General features: G+C 66.5%; 20 protein-coding genes and 2 tRNA genes. 12 read left to right on the top strand and 10 right to left on the bottom strand.

Going from position 1 to position 18458, the window contains the following annotated elements:
• The first annotated feature begins 100 nt into the window (after positions 1-100).
• Positions 101-349, top strand: a complete 249-nt coding sequence (locus EGD98_RS04710) for an MTH865 family protein (protein WP_220587195.1) — start codon at positions 101-103, stop codon at positions 347-349.
• Here the strand turns inward: EGD98_RS04710 and EGD98_RS04705 are convergent.
• A complete protein-coding gene (locus EGD98_RS04705; protein ID WP_220587194.1) occupies positions 342-827 on the bottom strand; it encodes a metal-dependent hydrolase in 486 nt (161 codons plus the stop codon). The genes EGD98_RS04710 and EGD98_RS04705 overlap by 8 nt on opposite strands.
• Positions 828-912: 85 nt before the next feature.
• Between EGD98_RS04705 and EGD98_RS04700 the strand changes: the two genes are divergently transcribed.
• The 5 genes from EGD98_RS04700 (at position 913) to EGD98_RS04680 (ending at position 7069) form a co-directional block, all read left to right on the top strand.
• A complete protein-coding gene (locus tag EGD98_RS04700) occupies positions 913-1065 on the top strand; it encodes a hypothetical protein (protein WP_220587193.1) in 153 nt (50 codons plus the stop codon).
• Between the two features lie 100 nt (positions 1066-1165).
• A complete protein-coding gene (locus tag EGD98_RS04695; protein WP_220587192.1) occupies positions 1166-1855 on the top strand; it encodes a metal-dependent transcriptional regulator in 690 nt (229 codons plus the stop codon).
• Positions 1852-2559 carry a TMEM165/GDT1 family protein gene (locus EGD98_RS04690; protein ID WP_220587191.1) on the top strand — a complete coding sequence of 236 codons (708 nt, stop codon included), beginning with the start codon at positions 1852-1854 and terminating at the stop codon, positions 2557-2559. The genes EGD98_RS04695 and EGD98_RS04690 overlap by 4 nt, the downstream gene beginning before the upstream one ends.
• Before the next feature lie 117 nt (positions 2560-2676).
• Positions 2677-5295, top strand: a complete 2619-nt coding sequence (locus EGD98_RS04685; protein ID WP_220587190.1) for a heavy metal translocating P-type ATPase — start codon at positions 2677-2679, stop codon at positions 5293-5295.
• 43 nt (positions 5296-5338) lie between these two features.
• Positions 5339-7069 carry an ABC1 kinase family protein gene (locus tag EGD98_RS04680; RefSeq protein ID WP_220587189.1) on the top strand — a complete coding sequence of 577 codons (1731 nt, stop codon included), beginning with the start codon at positions 5339-5341 and terminating at the stop codon, positions 7067-7069.
• A gap of 1 nt (position 7070) precedes the next feature.
• On the opposite strand, the gene EGD98_RS04675 is transcribed toward EGD98_RS04680, so the two are convergent.
• Positions 7071-8597 carry a cryptochrome/photolyase family protein gene (locus tag EGD98_RS04675; protein WP_220587188.1) on the bottom strand — a complete coding sequence of 509 codons (1527 nt, stop codon included), beginning with the start codon at positions 8595-8597 and terminating at the stop codon, positions 7071-7073.
• A 128-nt stretch (positions 8598-8725) separates the two neighbouring features.
• On the opposite strand from EGD98_RS04675, the gene EGD98_RS04670 reads away from it, so the two are divergent.
• Positions 8726-9193: a halocyanin domain-containing protein gene (locus EGD98_RS04670; protein ID WP_220587187.1), complete on the top strand. Its 468-nt coding sequence runs from the start codon at positions 8726-8728 to the stop codon at positions 9191-9193.
• Positions 9194-9378: 185 nt separating this feature from the next.
• On the opposite strand, the gene EGD98_RS04665 is transcribed toward EGD98_RS04670, so the two are convergent.
• The 3 genes from EGD98_RS04665 to EGD98_RS04655 all read right to left on the bottom strand — a co-directional run bounded on the left by EGD98_RS04665 (position 9379) and on the right by EGD98_RS04655 (position 10188).
• Positions 9379-9452 (bottom strand) — tRNA-Arg (locus EGD98_RS04665).
• A 30-nt stretch (positions 9453-9482) separates the two neighbouring features.
• On the bottom strand, positions 9483-9791 hold the full coding sequence (gene tatA / locus EGD98_RS04660; RefSeq protein ID WP_220587186.1) for a twin-arginine translocase TatA/TatE family subunit: 309 nt from the start codon (positions 9789-9791) through the stop codon (positions 9483-9485).
• 160 nt (positions 9792-9951) lie between these two features.
• Complete coding sequence (locus EGD98_RS04655; protein WP_220587185.1) at positions 9952-10188, bottom strand: hypothetical protein; 237 nt, start codon at positions 10186-10188, stop codon at positions 9952-9954.
• A 91-nt stretch (positions 10189-10279) separates the two neighbouring features.
• Between EGD98_RS04655 and EGD98_RS04650 the strand changes: the two genes are divergently transcribed.
• Genes EGD98_RS04650 through EGD98_RS04640 form a run of 3 tightly spaced genes read left to right on the top strand, consistent with a single transcriptional unit; the run spans position 10280 to position 12022 of the window.
• A complete protein-coding gene (locus tag EGD98_RS04650) occupies positions 10280-10753 on the top strand; it encodes a redoxin domain-containing protein (RefSeq protein WP_220587184.1) in 474 nt (157 codons plus the stop codon).
• Positions 10754-10792: 39 nt separating this feature from the next.
• Positions 10793-11605, top strand: coding sequence for an HD domain-containing protein (locus EGD98_RS04645; protein WP_220587183.1), 813 nt, complete (start codon positions 10793-10795; stop codon positions 11603-11605).
• Positions 11606-11662: 57 nt separating this feature from the next.
• Positions 11663-12022: a hypothetical protein gene (locus EGD98_RS04640; protein ID WP_220587182.1), complete on the top strand. Its 360-nt coding sequence runs from the start codon at positions 11663-11665 to the stop codon at positions 12020-12022.
• A 266-nt stretch (positions 12023-12288) separates the two neighbouring features.
• Here the strand turns inward: EGD98_RS04640 and EGD98_RS04635 are convergent.
• Positions 12289-12359: transfer RNA gene (locus EGD98_RS04635), tRNA-Gly, on the bottom strand.
• A gap of 385 nt (positions 12360-12744) precedes the next feature.
• Here EGD98_RS04635 and EGD98_RS04630 point away from each other — a divergent pair.
• Both EGD98_RS04630 and EGD98_RS04625 read left to right on the top strand, forming a co-directional pair.
• The gene (locus EGD98_RS04630) at positions 12745-14004 is read left to right on the top strand and encodes an extracellular catalytic domain type 1 short-chain-length polyhydroxyalkanoate depolymerase (protein ID WP_220587181.1); all 1260 of its coding nucleotides are present in this window, start codon (positions 12745-12747) and stop codon (positions 14002-14004) included.
• Positions 14005-14047: 43 nt separating this feature from the next.
• Positions 14048-16339: a M36 family metallopeptidase gene (locus tag EGD98_RS04625; protein ID WP_220587180.1), complete on the top strand. Its 2292-nt coding sequence runs from the start codon at positions 14048-14050 to the stop codon at positions 16337-16339.
• 70 nt (positions 16340-16409) lie between these two features.
• On the opposite strand, the gene EGD98_RS04620 is transcribed toward EGD98_RS04625, so the two are convergent.
• The 4 genes from EGD98_RS04620 to EGD98_RS04605 are packed head-to-tail and all read right to left on the bottom strand — an operon-like array spanning position 16410 to position 18420.
• Positions 16410-17057, bottom strand: a complete 648-nt coding sequence (locus EGD98_RS04620) for a class I SAM-dependent methyltransferase (RefSeq protein ID WP_220587179.1) — start codon at positions 17055-17057, stop codon at positions 16410-16412.
• Between the two features lie 25 nt (positions 17058-17082).
• Entirely contained in the window at positions 17083-17568 is a 486-nt protein-coding gene (locus EGD98_RS04615; RefSeq protein WP_220587178.1) for a redoxin domain-containing protein, read from the bottom strand.
• A gap of 37 nt (positions 17569-17605) precedes the next feature.
• A complete protein-coding gene (locus EGD98_RS04610) occupies positions 17606-17893 on the bottom strand; it encodes a hypothetical protein (protein WP_220587177.1) in 288 nt (95 codons plus the stop codon).
• A 5-nt stretch (positions 17894-17898) separates the two neighbouring features.
• Positions 17899-18420, bottom strand: coding sequence for a DoxX family protein (locus EGD98_RS04605; RefSeq protein ID WP_220587176.1), 522 nt, complete (start codon positions 18418-18420; stop codon positions 17899-17901).
• Positions 18421-18458: the final 38 nt, after the last annotated feature.

Here is an 18458-nt window from a genome sequence, read left to right as displayed (position 1 = left end):
CCCGGCGGGCCTAACGCGGCGAACCTTCCAATAAACTCCCAACAACGGGAAAGTGTACCAATGTCGAACCCTTTATTGGCTGGGTTGTGCAACCGATAATATGGCCGATAAAGCCGAACTCCGCGAGCAGTTCACCGAGGCGTTCCAGGACGCAGACTACCCCATCTCCAGTCCGATGGACCTCGTGCCGGCCCTGCCCGCTGGCCCGTCGACGAAGTTCGAATCTGGCGATTTCTCGATGACGGCGATGGAACTGAACACCAAACTCAACGGGGAGTTCCCCTACGAGACCGTCGACGACTTCGTCGACGACGTGATGGCGTCGCTGGAATCGCAGGACCTCATCTAGGGGCGATTGCGAGGACCGCGACCGTGAGCGCGATACCGAGCCCCAGCAGCGCGTAGTTCGCCAGCGTGTTGTCCGCTCGACAGACCCCGAACGTGTAGTGTCGGTCAGAGACCGGCCAGAAGGGCGTGATACCCATCGGCGTGATGACGTCCGCGAGCAGGTGGGAGACGACGGCGGTCGTGCCGACCGCGAACCCGACAGCGGCGAACTCGACTGCCGTTCCGACGCCGGTCCCACGGCCCAGGAGCCAGCCGACCGCGCCGAGAACGATGCCGACAGCGACCGCAAATCCAAGGGTGTGCGTGGCGCCCCTGTGTTGGACGCCTGGCAGACGCTGGTCGACGTCGGGCAGTGAGGCAAGCGCGACCGAGACGGCGCCACCGACGACAGCGAGCGGCGGCCGACCCAGCAGCAACAGCACCAGTCCCAGCGGCGCGTACACGACGAGTGCGGCCCCCTGATGGCCCAGCCTGTACATACCAGTCAGTTTGTCCCCGATAGCTTCTAAACTGTCGGTCCGGCTCCGTGGCGAGGCTTATGTGGCCGGCGGGCCAAGTAAGGCCATGTTACTGCCGGCGGTCGTCGAGACGCTGATCGCGACCTTTGGCCCGTTTCTCATTCCGGCGACGCTTTTCGTGCTGGGTGCCATCGGCTACCTGTTCCTCTATCTGGTAACCCGGGCCCGCCGGGAGACGTACACCGACGACCAGTCCTGACAGGTCCAGGCCGTGACACGCGGCTGGGGACGGATATGACCGTCCCCAATTATTGTTTTGAAGCACTACGCTTTTCAGTTAGACGAGTCTAAATTACCCCATGTTGAGCGCGAAGATGGAGGACTATCTGAAGGCTATCTACCGGCTCGAACGGGAGGGCGAGCCACCCGTGGCGACCTCGACTATCGCCGAGACGCTGGAGGTGACACCGCCGACCGCGACGAGCATGGTCGAGAAGCTCGCCGACCGCGACCTCGTCGAACGCGAGAAGTACAAGGGTGTACAGCTATCCCCCGAGGGCGAGACGGTCGCGCTGGAGGTCATCCGCCACCATCGGCTACTGGAGACCTTCCTCACCGAGGAGCTGGGATACGACTGGTCGGAGGTCCACGAGGAGGCCGAGATTCTGGAACACCACATCAGCGAGGAGTTCGAGCGCCGCGTCGCCGCCGCGCTGGACGACCCCGAAGTCGACCCCCACGGTGACCCGATTCCCAGCGACACGCTGGACCCCATCGACGACATTCCGGCCTCGGCGCTGGCCGACCATGGCGAGGGAACCCGGCTGCTGGTCGCTCGCGTGCGAGACCGCGACCCGGAGGAGCTGACGTACCTCGACGGCGCTGGCATCCGGCCGGGCGTCGAACTCGTCGTCGAGGAGGTCGCCCCTATCGGGATGGTGACGGTACGGCTGGACAGCGGTGAGACGGTGGCGCTGCCCGACCACATCGCCGACGCGATTCAGGTCCGCAACCCCGACGAGGCCGCCGAAGAGGTGAGCGAGGTGTGAGCGAGGTCACCTGGCTCGGCGTCGTCGCTATCGCCGCCGGCGCACAACTGGCCGTCCTCCCCGGCGAGAAGGTCCAGTTCATCATCGCGGGGCTCTCGACGCGATTCCACCCGGCGATGGTCGTCGCTGCGGCGGGGACCGCCTTCGCCGGCTGGACGGCGCTGGAAGTCTGGCTCGGCAGCGCGGTCACGGAACTTCTGCCGGGCATCTACCTCGACGCGATGACGGCTGCGCTCTTTGTCCTCTTTGCTTACCTGCTCGTGCGCACGGCACCAGCGAAAGACGCACCGGACAAAGAGGCCGCGACGGGCGTCCTGACCGACGGCGGCGAACTGGACGTGACCGTCCCCGTCGTCGACCGGCAGGTCCCGAACAAGCTGGGGGGCTTCCTGCCCATCTTCGCGATGATGGCCTTCGGCGAGTTCGGCGACAAGACCCAGCTCATCACCATCTCGCTGGCCGCCCAGTACCCCGCGTTCGGAACCGCCATCTGGACCGGTGAGATGCTCGCCATCATCCCCGTCAGCATCGCCAACGCCCTGTTCTTCCACAAGTTCTCACACCGGTTCGACCTCCGGAAGGCCCACTTCGTCGGCGCCGGGCTGTTCCTGTTTTTCGCCGCCGACTTCGCGGTGAAGGTCGCCTTTGGCTTCTCGCTGTGGGAGACCGCCGTCACCGCGATGGCGAACGCGCTGCCGTTCTGAATTTCTGACCCAAGGTACTCGCGGTACTTTACTTTCGATTCGAAAATTTCATTCCGATATCACCTAACAATCCCAGTGACAAACCGCATCAACGGGTAGGCCCTACTAGTACCCAGGATGACGGACCGCACCATACGCCTGGAACTGACGGGGATGAGCTGTGCGAACTGCTCGGGGACCATCGAGGACCGGGTCGGCGGCCTCGACGGCGTCTCGTCGGTCGACGCGAACTACGCGACCGACGAGGGGAGCGTCACCTACGACCCCGAACAGGTGTCGGTGGCCGATATCGTCGACGCCGTCCACGACGCCGGCTACGGCGTCGACACCGAGACGGCGACGATCGGTATCACGGACATGACCTGTTCGAACTGCGCCCAGACCAACACCGAGGCCCTCGAAGAGGTGGCGGGCGTCGTCTCCGCGGACGTCAACTACGCCACCGACGAGGCACAGGTCACCTATCTCCCGTCTGTCGTGTCACTCGCGGACCTCTACGACGCCATCGAAGCGGCCGGTTACTCGCCGGTCCGTCAAGAGGGCGGCGACAGTGACGACGGCCAGTCGTCGGCGGACCGCCGCGACGCCGCCCGGAACGAGGAGGTCCGAAAACAGCGCCGGCTGACCCTCTTCGGCGCGGCGCTCTCGCTGCCGCTGGCCGTGTTCATGGCCAATCACCTCCTCTCGCTGGGCCTCTTCGAGGCGACCCTGCTGGGCGTGCCGCTTGGCTGGGTGCAGTTCGCGCTCGCGACGCCGGTCCAGATAGCGCTGGGCAAGCCGTTCTACGAGAACGCGTACAAAGCGCTGGTGAAGAACCGCCGGGCGAACATGGACGTGCTCATCGCGCTGGGCTCGACGACGGCCTACGGCTACTCGGTCGTCGCCCTGCTCGATATCATCGCGAGCACGGGGCTGTACTTCGACACGGCCGCGTTCATCCTCGTGTTCATCACGCTTGGCAACTACCTCGAAGCCCGCTCGAAGTCCCAGGCCGGCGCGGCAATCCGGGAGCTGCTGGAGATGGAGGCCGACACCGCGACGGTCGTCCGCGAAGATGGGAGCGAAGCGGAGATTCCCCTCGACGAGGTCGCCGTCGGCGACCGGCTGAAGGTCCGCCCCGGCGAGAAGATTCCGACGGACGGTATCGTCCGGGACGGCGGCAGCGCAGTCGACGAGTCGATGGTCACGGGGGAGTCGGTCCCCGTCGAGAAGAGCGAGGGCGACGAGGTCATCGGCGCGACGGTCAACCAGAACGGCGTCCTCGAAGTCGAGGCGACGAGGGTCGGCTCGGAGACCGCGCTCCAGCAGATTGTCGAGCGTGTCAAAGCCGCCCAGTCCCGCCAGCCCGACATCCAGAACGTCGCCGACCGCATCTCCGCGTACTTCGTCCCGGCTGTCATCGCCAACGCCGTCCTCTGGGCGGTCGTCTGGGCACTGTTCCCCGACGCGCTCTCGGGCTTCGTCGCGGCGCTGCCCATCTGGGGGCTCGCAGCGGGCGGCCCCGCCGCCGTCGGCGTCACCGAGTTCGCCGTCGTCGTCTTCGCCTCCGCCGTCCTCATCGCCTGTCCCTGCGCGCTTGGGCTGGCGACGCCCGCCGCGACGATGGTCGGGACCACAATCGGCGCCCGCAACGGCGTCCTCTTCAAGGGCGGCGACGTACTGGAGACGGTCCGGGACATCGACACCGTCGTCTTCGACAAGACCGGGACGCTGACCGAGGGGGCGATGGAGCTGACTGACGTCGAGGTCGTCGGGCCGGCCACCGACGGGAGCGGCCCCGATGCTGCCGCGGACGGGGGGACCCTCGAAGAACGACCCGAACTCACCGAGGCGTTCGTCCTCGAACTCGCCGCCAGCGCCGAGAGCGGGAGCGAACACCCCCTCGCGGAAGCCATCGTCGAGGGGGCCCGCGAGCGCGGCGTCGACTTCGCCGACGCCGAGGAGTTCGAGAACGTCCCCGGCCAGGGGGTCCGCGCGACGACCGAGCACGGCGAGGTACTGGTCGGGAACCGCAAGCTCCTCGAGGACAACGGCGTCGACACCGCCCCCGCCGAGGAGCGCATGGACGCCCTGGAGCGGGAGGGGAAGACGGCGATGTTAGTTGCGCTGGCGGACGACGGCGACGGCGATTACAGACTGGTCGGCGTCGTCGCCGACGCGGACACAGTCAAGGACAGCGCGACCCGGGCCGTCTCGGACCTCCGCGAGCGCGGGCTCGACGTATGGATGATTACGGGCGACAACGGCCGGACCGCCCGCGCGGTCGCCGAGCAGGTCGGTATCGACCCCGACAACGTCCAGGCCGAGGTCCTCCCCGAGGAGAAGGCTGCCGCGGTCGAGGAGATTCAGCGCGATGGGAGTCGGGCGATGATGGTCGGCGACGGCGTCAACGACGCGCCGGCGCTGGCGACGGCCACCGTGGGGTGTGCTATCGGTTCGGGGACCGACGTGGCCATCGAGGCCGCCGACGTGACGCTGCTGCGGGACGACCCCGCCGACGTGTTGAAGACCATCCGCATCTCCGAGGCCAGCCTCCGGAAGATAAAACAGAACCTCTTCTGGGCGCTGGGGTACAACACGGTGATGATTCCGCTGGCCTCGCTGGGGCTGCTCCAGCCCGCGCTGGCCGCCGGAGCGATGGCCGCCTCGTCGGTGTCGGTCCTGGCAAACAGTCTGGCCTTCCGCCGCTACACGCCCGACGAGGACTACGAGCTGCTGGGTCGACTGCGGCCCTGAGCATCCAGTACGTTCATACGAACAGAGCCCCGAGCCACGCCCAGTGAGTGAGTCGCAGCCGGCCGAGCGGAGCCAGTCGTCCCAGCGCCGACAGCCGTCAGGTCTCGGGGTTCGGCTGCGGGCCCTGTGGCGTGCGCTGGTGGTCGCCTGGCAGTTCGTCCCCTTCCTCTGGGCGTGGGCCAGAGACCGCAAGCGGTTCCTGTTTTTCGGCCGGTCGAGAGACGTTACGAGCGAGCAGCGCGTCCAGCGGGCGCGGCGACTCAAGACGACCTTCGTCGAGCTCGGGCCGGCCTTTATCAAGCTCGGGCAGATGCTGTCGACGCGGCCCGACGCCCTCCCGGCGGAGTACATCGAGGTACTCTCGGAGCTACAGGACAAGGTGCCGCCCGAACCGTGGGCGGAAATCGAACCGCTGTTAGCGTCGGAACTGGGCGCGCCCGTCGACGAGCGCTTCGACGAGTTCGACACCGACCCCATCAGCGGCGCGTCGCTGGGACAGGTGTACGAGGCGAGCATCGACGGCCAGCGCGTCGCGGTCAAAGTCCTCCGGCCAGATATCCGCGAGCGCGTCGAGTCCGACCTGCGCGTCCTGGAGACGCTGACACCGGTGCTTGCCAGAGGGGCGGAGCCGGCCCAGGCCTACACCCTCGAGAACCTGAGCGAGGAGTTCGCGGCCACCATCCGTGAGGAGATGGACTACGCCCACGAGGCGCGGATGTTGCGGGATATCGGTGCGAGCTTCGCCGACCGCGACGACGTGGCTATCCCCGAGGTCGTCGCGAGCCACTCGACGGACCGCGTGGTGACGATGACGTATCTCGACGGCGTGAAGATAGACGCCGTCGAACGAATCGACGAGCTGGGCGTCGACCGTGGTGAGCTGGTCCAGCGACTGGAGGAGGTGTACATCCAGATGATAGTCGAGGACGGCCGATTCCACGCCGACCCCCACCCCGGGAACCTGGCGGTGCAGGCCGACGGGACGCTGGTATTCTACGACTTCGGGATGACCGGACAGCTGGGCCCCCGTACCCGCGAGCAGCTGATGGAGTTCTACGTCGGGCTGGCGGCCGACGACGTCGAGCGGGTGATGGACGCCTTCGTCGCGATGGGCGCACTGGACCCGGCGGCGAACCGCGACGTAATGGCCGAAGCGTTCGAAATCGTCATCGAGCAGTTCCGGGGCGAGGACATCAGCGAGTATCGCGTCGAGCAGCTCGTGGGCCAGTTCGAGAGCCAGCTCTACGAGTTCCCGATGCGCCTGCCACAGGACCTGGCGCTCGTGGTCCGCGTGACCACGGTACTTGAGGGGGTCTGTCGCACACTGGACCCCGAGTTCGACTTCATCGAGATAATCACTGACTACGTGATGGAACAGGGGCAGGCCGACGCCGGCGAGGCGATTCGCGAGGAGATTCAGGAGACCGTCACCCGGGGCGCCCGGTCGCTCGTGACGACGGCGCCACGGGCCGAGCGGGCCCTCGATATCGCCGAGCGCGGGGAGCTGACACTGGCGACTGTCCTCAAAGACGGCGACGGCCTCGCCCGACAGATGGCAAAGCGGCTGTTGCTTGGCTTCGTCGCGGCCGCCGGGATTCCAGTTGCGGCTCTCTTCTACGTCGACGCGACGCTCCCGTCGATGACGCTGGCACTGGGGGTCACGGGGTTCTCACTCGCCGCTCTCGTGTGGTCGTTCCGCCGGTCGCGTGGCAGCAGTCTCGGCTCGCCGCAGTTCACGCGCCACGAGATGCGTCGCCGCGAGGACCAGAGGTAGCTCACAGGTCCCCTCGCTCGGCCAGCGTCCGTATCTCGTCGGCCCGCTCGCGAATGTCGTTCCACTCCTCCTCGTCCTTGTTGTCCACGTGGCTGTACATCAGCCCCATACGGTGGTTCGACCTGAGTTGGTCTTCGTTGCGGTCCAGAAAGTCCCAGTACAGCGCATTGAACGGACAGGCCCCCTCGCCGGTGGTCTTGGTCTTGTAGTAGGGACAGCCCGAACAGTAGTCGCTCATCTTGTCGACGTAGTTGGCCGAGGCGGCGTACGGTTTCGTCGCGAAGACGCCGGCGCCGTACAGCCCCATCTCGACGACGTTGGGCGTCGTCACCCAGTGGAAGGCGTCGACGTAGCCCGCGTGGAACCACCGGTTCAGCTGTGCGGGCTCGACACCGTAGACGAGCCCGAAGTTCGCCAGAATCATCAGCCGCTCGATGTGGTGTGAGTATCCCCGCTCTCTGACACCGTCGACCACGTCCGAGAGACAGGCCATGTCGGTGTCGCCGGTCCAGTACAGCTCCGGCAACGGCTCGTCGGCCCCCAGCTGATTGGCCGTCGCCAGGTCGGGCATCTCCCGGCGGTAGACGTGGCGCATGAACTCCCGCCAGCCAAGCACCTGCCTGACGAACCCCTCGACGCTGTTGAGCGGGACCGAACCGTCCTCGTAGGCCTCGATAGCACGCTCGATGACCTCGTCGGGCAGGAGCAAGCCGAGATTCAGCGACGTCGACAGCAGACTGTGGCTCATCGCCCACTCCCCGCCCCGCATCGCGTCCTGGTACGGGCCGAAGTCGGCGAGCCGGTGGGTGACGAAGTGGTCCAGGGCTCGCACCGCCTGACGGCGCGTCACCGGCCAGCGGAAGGGTTCGGGGTCGGCCCAGTCGCCGCCGTAGGGCGGGTCCTCGTAGCCGCCAGCGAAGGTCTGCTCGACCCACGCCGCTGTCTCGTGGACGATATCGTCGTAGTCGAAGCTGGGCGGGTCGGCCGGTGACCAGTCCGCTGGCGGCGTCTCGCGGTTCTGGTCGTCGTAGTTCCACTCGCCGCCGACGGGGTCGCCACCGTCCATGAGATAGCCGGTCTCACGGCGCATGAACCGATAGAAATTCTCGTGGCGATACCGGCCGTCGCCCGCCCACTCGTCGAACTGCTCGGGCGAGCAGCAGAACCGTTCGTCGGGGACGAACTCGACGGTGCCGCCGGCATCCGAGACGAGAGACTCGATGCGTTCGCGCGCGCCGTCGGCCTGTGGCGCCGTCGTCACCAGCCGGTCGTCGGGATGGGTCTCGAAGTGGGCGGTCAGCCCGTCTTCGAACGTCCCGACTTGACGGTAGTGGACGGTTCGGCCCGCCTCGCGCAGCTCGTCCCGGAGCCGCCGCATCGCGCCAAAGACCAGCGTCAGCTTGTGCGGATGGTAGGGCAGTTTGCGGGCGAACGATTCGGCCTCGACGAGCAGCACACGCTCGTCGGGCCGTCGGGCCACTGGACCCCGATGGCGGACCAGATGGTCACCCCGGAGCCACACCGTCACGGCTGGCACCTCGCATACGTTTCACTACCCGCGGGACCGTCATGAACCCCCCTCCGAACCACGTAGGTATCCGGAGGTGCTCGTCGGGAATGAGTGGCGTTTTCACACTGCACCCGTCAAGTGCGCGTATGACAGCAAATCCGGACCGGCGGGCGTTCCTCGGAATCACGGCGGCCACGGCAGCGGGGCTCCTGGCCGGGTGTAGTAGCTCGGACGGCGGCGTCCCCTCCGAGACCGGCAGCCCACAGCAGACCGTCGACCAGTACCTCAACGAGACCGACAACTACGACGGCACGATACAGGACGAGACCGGCAGCGACAGCGTCACCGTCGACGTCGGCGCCGAGGGCAACGGCGGCGCCTACGCATTCGCGCCGCCGGCCGTCCGCATCGACTCGGGAACGACCGTCACGTGGGTCTGGACGGGCAACGGGAGCGGCCACAACGTCGTCCACGAACAGGGCGAGTTCGAGAGCGAGACGACCGCCGAGGCAGACAACGAGTTCGAACACACCTTCGAGTCGACCGGAACGTATCTCTACTACTGCGCCCCGCATCTCGGGTTCAATATGCGCGGCGCCGTGGTCGTGGAATAGCGTCGCTCGAACGGCATCGCTGGAGAGCGGGCGTGGCGGGAGTGAGCAAACGCGAAGCGTTTGCGAACATCGAGAGACGCCGGCGGCGTCTCTCGGGATTCGAACCCGAGGCGAGACTCGCTGCGCTCGTCTCGCGTGATTCGAATCCCGAGCCCGTTCGCTCCTCACGTTCGTTCGGAGCAGAACGGGCGTGGCGGGATTCGAACCCGCGCTCTAGGGGTTAGGAACCCCTCACCCTCGTCCACTAGGCCACACGCCCTCTTGGAAATGAAAAAGGTCCGAAAACCGATTAGTTGCTGCTGGATTCGGTGGTTTTCTCTTCAGTCGTCTCGGTCGCGGAGTCGCCCGCAGCCTCGGTCTTGGAGTCACTCGCAGCCTCGGTCGTCGAGTCGCTGGGGGTCGCGCCCTCGCGCATCTCTTCGAGTTCTTGCTCGACTTCTTCGCGGCCTTTCTGGAACTCGCCCATGGCCTCGCCGGTCGAGCGAGCGAGCTTCGGAATCTTGTTGGCGCCGAACAGGAGCACGGCGATGAGGAGGATAACGAGCAGCTCCACCCCACCGGGCACACCTGGGAACAGTGGTACGATGGTCCCTGACATTGTGATGGGAAATTACGCGGTTGCTATTATAGTCTTTTTGTCTGTCCTCGGATTCCTGAACGGCCTTTTAACAGGGGTGAAATCACTAATATCGGCATTTCGGTCGGCAGTAAGGGACACCGATATCAACCTTTTGCTGGTACTGGCACGGCGACAGCGCTTACTGCTGGACGAGCCGCGCAGTGACGTCGTCGAGCCAGTCGGGCACGTCGAGGTCGGCGAGCGTGCCGTCGCGCCAGGTCGTGACGACCTCGGTCTCGCCGCCGCGCGTGAGGTCTATCTGCCACTTGCGACCGTCCTCGGCGGTGATGTTGAACCGGGCGCCGCCGTTGGCCAGCGTCGAGACGTGTTCGACCGTCACCTCGATACCGGTGTAGACCTCCATCGTGTCGGGCATACCTCACCCTATGTGCCGGCTGGTATTTAAACAACCCCGCAGAGTGGGCTGGACCACGGGACTCATCTGTCTTGCACCCCGAGCCAGCGATATGATCTCAGTCGGCGACGAAGCGCCCGATTTCACCGCCCCGCTCGCGAACGGTGACGTAGCCGAAGTTACCCTCTCAGACGCCGTCGCGGACGGGCCGGTCGTACTCGCCTTCTTCCCGGGCGCGTTCACGAGCGTCTGCAGCCACGAGATGGAAACGTTCGACGAGCGTCTCGAGGAGTTCGCCGACGCGGGCGTCACCGTCTACGGCGTCAGCATCGACACACCTTTCGCCCAGAACGCCTTCCGCGAGGAGCTGGGGCTGGGCTTCGGCCTCGTCAGCGACAGCAACCGTGACATCGTCGACGCCTACGACATCGCGATGGATTTCACTGCGCTGGGTGTCCACAACCTCGCCAAGCGAGCGGTGTTCGTCGTCGACGAGGACCGCACCGTCACGTACGCGTGGGTCAGCGACGACCCCGGGGTCGAACCCGACTACGACGAGGTAGTCGCGGCGGTCCAGGACGACTGAACGCCCGGCTTTTTCTCGCTGGCTGCAGTTGCTAGACCCATGAGTGAGAGCGACGACGAGGCGGGCGGCCGCATATACGACCCCGACGCCGACCACGCGTTCCCCGACGAACGGGTCAACGACGTCCTCGCCATGCTGGCCGCCGACGAGGAAGTGCAGGCGTATCTCGAAGCCCAGAACGTCAACCCAGTGGCTCGCAAACGCTACAACGACCACGGGACCAAACACATCAGCATCGTCCGGAACCGTGCGCTCTGTCTCTACGACCTGCTCAAGCAGGGCGGCGTCGAGTTCAACGGCGCGGCCGAGCAGGGCCTCGAAGAGGCAGACGAGGCGGTCGTCATCGCGCTCGCGGCGACGCTGCACGACATCGGCCACGTCGTCCACCGCGACGAACACCCCTACTACTCGATTCCCCTCGCCGCCGACCTGCTGGACCGACTGCTCGAACCGTACTACGACGTGGGCGAGCGCGTCCGTATGAAAGGCGAGGTGTTACACGCTATCCTCTGTCACCACACCGAGGAAGAGCCCCTGACGCTGGAGGCTGGCGTGGTCCGGATTGCCGACGCCCTGGACATGGAGCGGGGCCGCTCGCGCATCCCCTACGAGCGGGGCGGCCGTGGCATCAACACGGTCTCCAGTCAGGCCATCGAGACCGTGACGCTCACGAACGGCGACGACTACCCCGTCCTGGTCGAGATAGAGATGAACAACGCCGCCGGCGTCTATCAGGTCGACAACCTCTTGAAGGCGAAGCTGACCGACTCCGGCCTCGAAGAGAGCATCCGTATCGTGGCGCTCAACAGCCACGAGAACGGGGACCGAATCGTCGAGCGAATCGAGCTCTGAGACGGACAACCTGTGAGCGACATAACTGTTTAGTACCGGCGAACCCAATCTTTGTGCATGAGTCTCATACCCCTCGACGAGCCGCGGGGTGACGGGCCAGACGCTGGCGGAGACAGCCCGACAGACCCTTCTCTCGTCGACCGCTTCCTGTCCGGCGTGAGGGCGGTCCTGCTCGCACTGCCCGGCGTCTCGGCGCTGACGAGCCCTCAGGCCAGCGCCCGGAGCGAGGCGGCCGTCGACACCACCGAGGACGACACCTCGCCCGAGCGGGACACACCGGCCGCGCTCCCAGGCGGGCCAGTAGGTGGCCAGGTCGAGGTGGTCAGCACCGAGACCGACGACACCCTCACCGTCGAAGCCGTCGACAACCCCGACGCGACCATCAGTTCGGACACCTGGGAGCCCGTCGAGCGGTAGCCGGCTTTCTCACCGACAGCGTTCGCTGGGCGCGGATTGCTCGCACAAATTGCGGCGGTCGGGAGTTCACCGAGCAGAGCGAGGTGAGCGACAGAAGACAGACTGCGTCTTCCGGAAGTGAGCAACCGCTCCGCGTTTACGAACATCGTGAGACGCCGACTGCGTCTCAATGGATTTGAACCCGATGGCGAGACTCGCTTCGCTCGTCTTCTCTACTTCAAATCCCTCAATTCAGCATCCGCTCCTCACGTTCGTTCGTCGCAGGATGCGGCGGCCGGGATTTGAACCCGGGCCATGAGCTTGGAAGGCTCAGGTCCTACCACTAGACCACCGCCGCACGTCGCTCACTTCGTTCGCTCGTGCGGCGTCGTTCGCAAATCCGTTGGATTTGCTCACCACCGCCGCACATCGTTACGTTCGCGCGGCCTGACTCACAAACCCGTCGATTTGTTCACCACCGCCGCGTCTGTTGTCCCGTCTTACCGCCCGACAGGGACTGTACACGGATGTTCCCGCGGGGCAAATAAGGGCTTTTCCTTTCATCGAGCCACCGCCGATGTCCGGAGTGTGGTGCCGGTCGGAGCGGTGGTAAGAGCGGCCAACGGACGCGCGGTTTTCCCGCCCCACCGCTAGGAGAGCTATAACTTAGTTATTGTGTTTATGACATTAAATGCTACGGCAGACGGCGGAGCGGCCACCGAGACGCCAGCAGGTGACCACGAATGAGAACCGAGTCAACGACAGAACTGCCCGGAGAGCACGACGGTACGCCCGCCGTCGAACCGCTCGTCAGCGCCCTGCCCGAAGAACACAGCGTCCATCGGACGACGGCCGGCGAGGAACTGGAGTACAAGACGTTCGTGCCGACGGGCTACGACGAGAGCGAAGCGGTGCCACTCGTCGTGATGCTACACGGCTGCCTCCAGACGCCGGCGGACTTCGCCAGGGGAACACGGATGAACGAGATAGCCGAACGCGAGACGTTCATCGTCGTCTATCCGGCCCAGTCGCGGCGTCGGAACTTCCAGCTGTGCTGGACCTGGTTCGAGGACGACGACACGTCCCGCGGCGAAGGCGAGGCCGCCATCCTCGCCGACCTCACCGAGCAGCTCACGACGGAGTTCGCCATCGACGACGAGCGCGTCTTCGTCGCCGGGCTCTCGGCCGGAGCGTCGATGGCGTCGAACCTGGTCGTGGCCTACCCCGACACGTTCGCGGCCGCGGGTATCCACTCGGGGCTGGGGTACGACGCCGCGGAGTCCGTCGACGAGGCGACCGCGGTGATGGACGACCCGTCACAGTACGACCCGCAGGCGAAGGGGACCGCGGCACACGAGGCCATGGGCGACCTGTCACGCGTCGTTCCGACCATCGTCGTCCACGGCTCCGCCGACCGAATCGTGGACCCCGAACACGGCAGCCACGCCGCCGAACAGGCGACCCAGATGAACGACCTTGCGGACAACGGCACCGACGACGACAGCATCGAGTACGTTCCGGACCGTCTCGTCCGCGGGACGTCCGAGGGCGGCGCGTTGAGCCGCCAGTTCACCCGCGCAGAGTTCCACGACGGCCACGAACGGCCGGTCGTCGTCGAATACGTCGTCGAGGGGATGGGCCACGCCTGGTCGGGCGGGAACCCGGGCGGCTCGTTCGTGGACGCGTTCGGCCCGAACGCGAGCGAACTCTTCTGGGCCTTCTTCGCCAGTCACGGAACGGCCCGTCGGCCGGTCGCCGACGCGACGAGCGTCGTCACTGACGTGGGCGAGTCCATCCCGTTCTACGGGCGCGGGTCCTACGACCCCGACGGGAGCGTCGTCCGTTACGAGTGGGAGTTCGGCGACGGCGAGACGGCCACCGGCCACACGGTGTCACACGCCTACGGGGAACCGGGCGAGTACACCGTCACGCTGACTGTCCACGACGACAGCGGCGCGACCGCGACGGATACCCGGACCGTCCACATCGAGGGCCAGTCGTGACCCAGCACGGGTCGAGCGGCCCTGCAATCCGAACGATTTAGCCATGATACTCAGAGAACTCGACCAGCGAAAGCAACGGGAAGTAACCGAGACCGAGACACGCGAACAGCGACTCCAGGAGCGAGCAACGGCGGTGTCCGACGACAGCCTCCCGGAGGACCACCGGATAGAGATAGACCGGTTCGACAGTACCAGCGGAACCGCGGCCGAGGTCACGTCGAGCGACGCCCCCTCGGCGGACGGCGACTACGTCGACCGGGCCGTGGCCCACATCAAGCAGATTAGCCCGGCACTAGGGCTCGTCGACGAGCCCGACCAGCAGCCGGTGGAGTACCTCGCCGACTCGGGGTACCAGCGGACCACGTCAAACGGCGTCGCGGTCAAACTCCAGCCCGCGTACAGGGGCCGCAAGATATTCGAGGCGAACCAGACGGTGCAGTTCGCCCCCGACGGCCGGATTCAGAAGGTGGTGAACCGGGGCGTCCCGCTCCCGAAGCTCGACGATAGCGAACCGACGATACGGGCCGAGGAGGCGGTCATGCAGGCCGCCGAGTACGCGGCCACGCAACAGCCAGAGACGGAGGAGATGACCGACCAGTTCGGCGAACCCCTGGAGCAGGTACCGATAGATCTCGAGGGGTTCGAACCGACGGTCCTCGCGACTTTTCCCGACATCCACGAGCGGCCGACCGTCCTCGCGGCCGGCCCTTTCGGGGCACCGTTCAAGGCCCGACAGATCTGGTTCCCGCTCTCGCCCGAGGACGTCCGTCTCGCGTGGGACATAGAGCTCACGATGCCCGACGGCTTCCAGCGGTACCTCGTCATGGTGGACGCCGCCGACGGGTCGGTACTGTACGTCAGACCGCTCACGCAACACACCGCGGCCCGGGGGAACGTCTGTCCGGAGGACGGCAGCGACCAGCGTGAGATGCGGCCGTTCCCACAGTCGGCCGACGCCTACCCGGTCGGCGCCACCGACGGGTCGGACGAGCTGACGTTCCCGGAGTGGGTCGATGACGACGCCACCGAAGGAATCAACGCGGTCGTACGCCCCCAGCGCAACCCGGAGTGGGTCTTCGGCGCGCTGGGCAGCCCCTACGAAGGGGAGTTCGACGGCGACACCGTCGTCTTCGACCCGGTCGCCGAGCGCGGCGAGGAACAGGGGCTGCTCAACGCCTTCTACTTCACGAACGTGATGCACGACGTGTTCTACCTGCTGGGGTTCCAGGAGGACGACGGCAACTTCCAGCGGCGGAACTTCGACCGCGGCGGCAACCCCTCCGACGCCGTCGACGTCCGGTACGTCCCGGGGGCGGTCCAGGGTGTCGCGACGATGGGGACACCGGTGGACGGACAGCAGCCACGGATGAACCTCGGGCTCGTCCGACGCACTGGTCGCCACACTGCGCTGGATTCCAGCGTCGTCTACCACGAGTACGCTCACGGCGTCACGAACAGGCTGGTCGGGGGGCCGATGAATTCCCGAGCCCTCCTGGAACCCCAGAGCCGCGGCCAGGGCGAGGGGTGGAGCGACTACGTGGCCTGCTCGATAAACGACAGCGTCGTCGTCGGAGACTGGGTCGTCGACGACCCGAGCGGTATCCGTCGACACCCCTACGACGAGTCGTTCCCCGACGGGTTCGACGACCTTGGAACGGAGCCCTACACCGGCCCACACGCCATCGGCACCGTCTGGTGTGCGGCGCTGATGAAGCTGAACCGCGAAATCGGGGTCGCGGACGCCATGCAACTCGTCGTGGACGCGCTGAAGCTCACCCCGTCGAACCCGAGCATGCTCGACTCACGGGACGCCATCCTCTCGGAGGTGGCGAACAAGCGCCAGAGCGGGCAGTACGACCAAAAACGGGCCGACGCTGTCGAGGTCGCCGTCTGGCGGTCCTTCGCTACCTACGGGATGGGTCCCGATGCCACCTGCCTCGGCCCGTCGCTCGAAGGTATCGAGGCCGACTACTCGGTAGAGCCGGGGCGACAGCCGACCCCCGAGGCCGAACCGGCCGAAAGCGAGACGGCCACGGACGAGCCCACCGGCGGGCCCGTCGCGACCGGCGCGAACGTACCACAGAACGTCGTCGGGATGACACCGACACCGTCTGGCGGCGGCTTCTACCTGGTCGACAGCGACGGCACGGTGTACGCCTTCGGTGACGCCCAGTTCCACGGCTCGCTCGACGAACAGGTCGACAGTCCGGTCGTCGATATCGAGGCCACCACCAGCGGCGAGGGGTACTGGCTCGTCCTCGGCGACGGGGGAGTCCGGGCCTTCGGGGACGCACCTGACTTCGAGGCGCCGACGCCGGCCGGGGTGAGCGACTGAGACGGACTGTCGTGGTGACAGCCCGACCGGCGGCGACGATGCCACCACGACTATCCACCTGCTCGCCGCGTCAGGTCTCCGCCACGACCACGGCGTAGCAGTTCCCGCTGGATATCTCGAACGACACTGTTTCGAGCCCGCTGTCGTCCAGTTCCCGCTCGAACTCGGCCGGGGCGTAGATGTGGTAGAACCGCGGCACCGTCTCGCCGCCGGGCAGTGTCCAGTCGACGGTGGTGTCAAAGCCCGTCTCGGCGTCTTCGGGCGCGTCGAAGCGGTCGTGGGCCGTGCTCCAGACACTGACGAGAGCGCGGCCCTCGGGCCCGAGCACGCGGGCGAGTTCGTCCAGGCTCGCGCGCCGATCGGCGGCCGAGGGGAGGTGATGCAGCGTGGCGACGTAGACCGCCAGGTCGACACAATCGTCGGCCAACGGCAGGCGAGAAGCGTCGCCGAGCAGCAGCGACACACGGCTCCCGACACGTTCTGTGGCAGCGTCGAGCAGTGAGCGGCTGGCGTCCAGCCCGACGACGCGGTCGGCCACGTCGGCGAGCAAGGCGGCGTGGCGGCCGTTGCCACAGCCGATATCGAGTGCTGTCTCACAGGCGTCGGCCTCGTCGACGAACGACTCGACCTCGGGCCAAGCGTACTCTCGGGTCTTCGAGAAGTGGGTGCCGATGCGCTCGTAGGTGCGACGGACGCCGGCCCGTGAACGGTCCTCCATGCGGGGTGGTGGTGGCGGCGGCCGCTTACTCCTTTCCACTCTCTCTGAGCCCCGCGACCGCCGACCGGATAGGAGCGATGTCGGGCGCGACGGCAGTCTCACTGCCGGGCTCGGGGTCGGCCCACGAGAACGTCACCCGGCAGCGCCGGTCGACGAGGAAAGCAGCCCGTCGCGTCGAGCCGTCGGGTCGCTGGACGCCGAACTGCCCGTCGACGCCGGGGTGGTCGACCAGCAGCGGGAACGGCAACTCGAGGTCTGTGGCGAACTGCCGATGGTCGTCTATCGTGCCGGGCGCGACGCCCAAGACGGCGATGGCGTCGGTCAGGTCGGCCCAGTCCGTGTCCCGGAGCGCTTCGAGAAACGCCCGGCATCGGGGCTCGAAATCCGCCGTGTAGAACGCGACGAGCACGGGCGCCCGCTGGGCCGCCGCAGAGAGGCGGTAGGCCCCAGTCCGCTCGCCGTCAGTGCCGTCCAGGTCGAAATCGGGTGCAGGGTCGCCGGCGTCGAGCATATCCGGACGAAACAGCGGCAGTGAGAAAAGTGGTCGCCTAATCGGCCATCGTCTCGGCGGCGGTCGCCTGCTCGGCCGCTTCGTCTGCCGTCACCGCCGCGTAGGCCGCGTAGAGTCCCAGCACGGCCAGTCCAGCCAGCACGAGCCCGGTCCGGAGCACCGGGTCGACCGCCGGGGTCGCGATGACCGCGCCGGCCTCGTTCGTCAGTGGCGCCGCGCCGTAGGGCTCGCCCGCCAGCATCTCTACGATGCCCAGGCCAGCAGTGCCCAGGACCATCAGTCCGCCGCCCAGTGCCATCGCCGCCTTCTGGATAGTGTCAGTCATTGTTGTCACCCCATGATGTACCGGAGTTTCGGGTGCGCTTTCACGAACGCCGTCTGTTCGAGGATGCCGTCGAGGCCGTAGTACCGGCCGGCGCCGACGACCAGCACCGTCGCGAACAGCAGCAGGCCCATCAGGTCACCGTTGACCAGGCCGTTGCCGAACTCGGCGTTGCCGAGCCAGAACAGGGTCATGAAGATGACCCCGCCCACAGCGGCCAGCCGGGTCAGGGCGCCGACTATCAGCGCCAGCCCGATGAGCGTCTCGAAGAGGGGGACGCCGGGCTCTATGAGCCAGGCCAGGTTCTCGCCCATCCAGACCGGGATGGGGCCCAGTGCCGTCCCGGTCATCCCCTTCATGTACATCGGCCCGTACGTGAAGGCCAGCCCGTCCTCGATGAGTTTGGTCACGCCGGCGTGGAAGAACCACCAGCCGGTCACGAACCGGAGGAACGCCAGCCAGTAGGCGGTCCACGGTCCGTCCAGTTCGAATTCGACGGTGTCGGTCAGGGGAGCAGTTTGGTAGTTCATCGGTGCCTCACAGGTGAATATGCGGTGGGAATCTACAT

The organism is Haloarcula salinisoli, assembly GCF_019599405.1.
In the GTDB taxonomy this organism is placed as follows: domain Archaea; phylum Halobacteriota; class Halobacteria; order Halobacteriales; family Haloarculaceae; genus Haloarcula; species Haloarcula salinisoli.
Note: the sequence above shows the minus strand (reverse complement) of the source record. Positions and strands in the feature narration are given on the sequence as shown.

Bases quoted from the DNA above. Each gene is read 5' to 3' on its own strand.
- tatA (WP_220587186.1), bottom strand. From the start codon at position 9,791: ATGTCAGGGACCATCGTACCACTGTTCCCAGGTGTGCCCGGTGGGGTG.
- EGD98_RS04610 (WP_220587177.1), bottom strand. From the start codon at position 17,893: ATGACTGACACTATCCAGAAGGCGGCGATGGCACTGGGCGGCGGACTG.
- EGD98_RS04620 (WP_220587179.1), bottom strand. From the start codon at position 17,057: ATGGAGGACCGTTCACGGGCCGGCGTCCGTCGCACCTACGAGCGCATC.
- EGD98_RS04645 (WP_220587183.1), top strand. From the start codon at position 10,793: ATGAGTGAGAGCGACGACGAGGCGGGCGGCCGCATATACGACCCCGAC.
- EGD98_RS04630 (WP_220587181.1), top strand. From the start codon at position 12,745: ATGAGAACCGAGTCAACGACAGAACTGCCCGGAGAGCACGACGGTACG.
- EGD98_RS04685 (WP_220587190.1), top strand. From the start codon at position 2,677: ATGACGGACCGCACCATACGCCTGGAACTGACGGGGATGAGCTGTGCG.
- EGD98_RS04695 (WP_220587192.1), top strand. From the start codon at position 1,166: ATGTTGAGCGCGAAGATGGAGGACTATCTGAAGGCTATCTACCGGCTC.
- EGD98_RS04640 (WP_220587182.1), top strand. From the start codon at position 11,663: ATGAGTCTCATACCCCTCGACGAGCCGCGGGGTGACGGGCCAGACGCT.
- EGD98_RS04700 (WP_220587193.1), top strand. From the start codon at position 913: ATGTTACTGCCGGCGGTCGTCGAGACGCTGATCGCGACCTTTGGCCCG.
- EGD98_RS04625 (WP_220587180.1), top strand. From the start codon at position 14,048: ATGATACTCAGAGAACTCGACCAGCGAAAGCAACGGGAAGTAACCGAG.
- EGD98_RS04705 (WP_220587194.1), bottom strand. From the start codon at position 827: ATGTACAGGCTGGGCCATCAGGGGGCCGCACTCGTCGTGTACGCGCCG.
- EGD98_RS04650 (WP_220587184.1), top strand. From the start codon at position 10,280: ATGATCTCAGTCGGCGACGAAGCGCCCGATTTCACCGCCCCGCTCGCG.
- EGD98_RS04605 (WP_220587176.1), bottom strand. From the start codon at position 18,420: ATGAACTACCAAACTGCTCCCCTGACCGACACCGTCGAATTCGAACTG.
- EGD98_RS04655 (WP_220587185.1), bottom strand. From the start codon at position 10,188: ATGCCCGACACGATGGAGGTCTACACCGGTATCGAGGTGACGGTCGAA.
- EGD98_RS04615 (WP_220587178.1), bottom strand. From the start codon at position 17,568: ATGCTCGACGCCGGCGACCCTGCACCCGATTTCGACCTGGACGGCACT.
- EGD98_RS04710 (WP_220587195.1), top strand. From the start codon at position 101: ATGGCCGATAAAGCCGAACTCCGCGAGCAGTTCACCGAGGCGTTCCAG.
- EGD98_RS04670 (WP_220587187.1), top strand. From the start codon at position 8,726: ATGACAGCAAATCCGGACCGGCGGGCGTTCCTCGGAATCACGGCGGCC.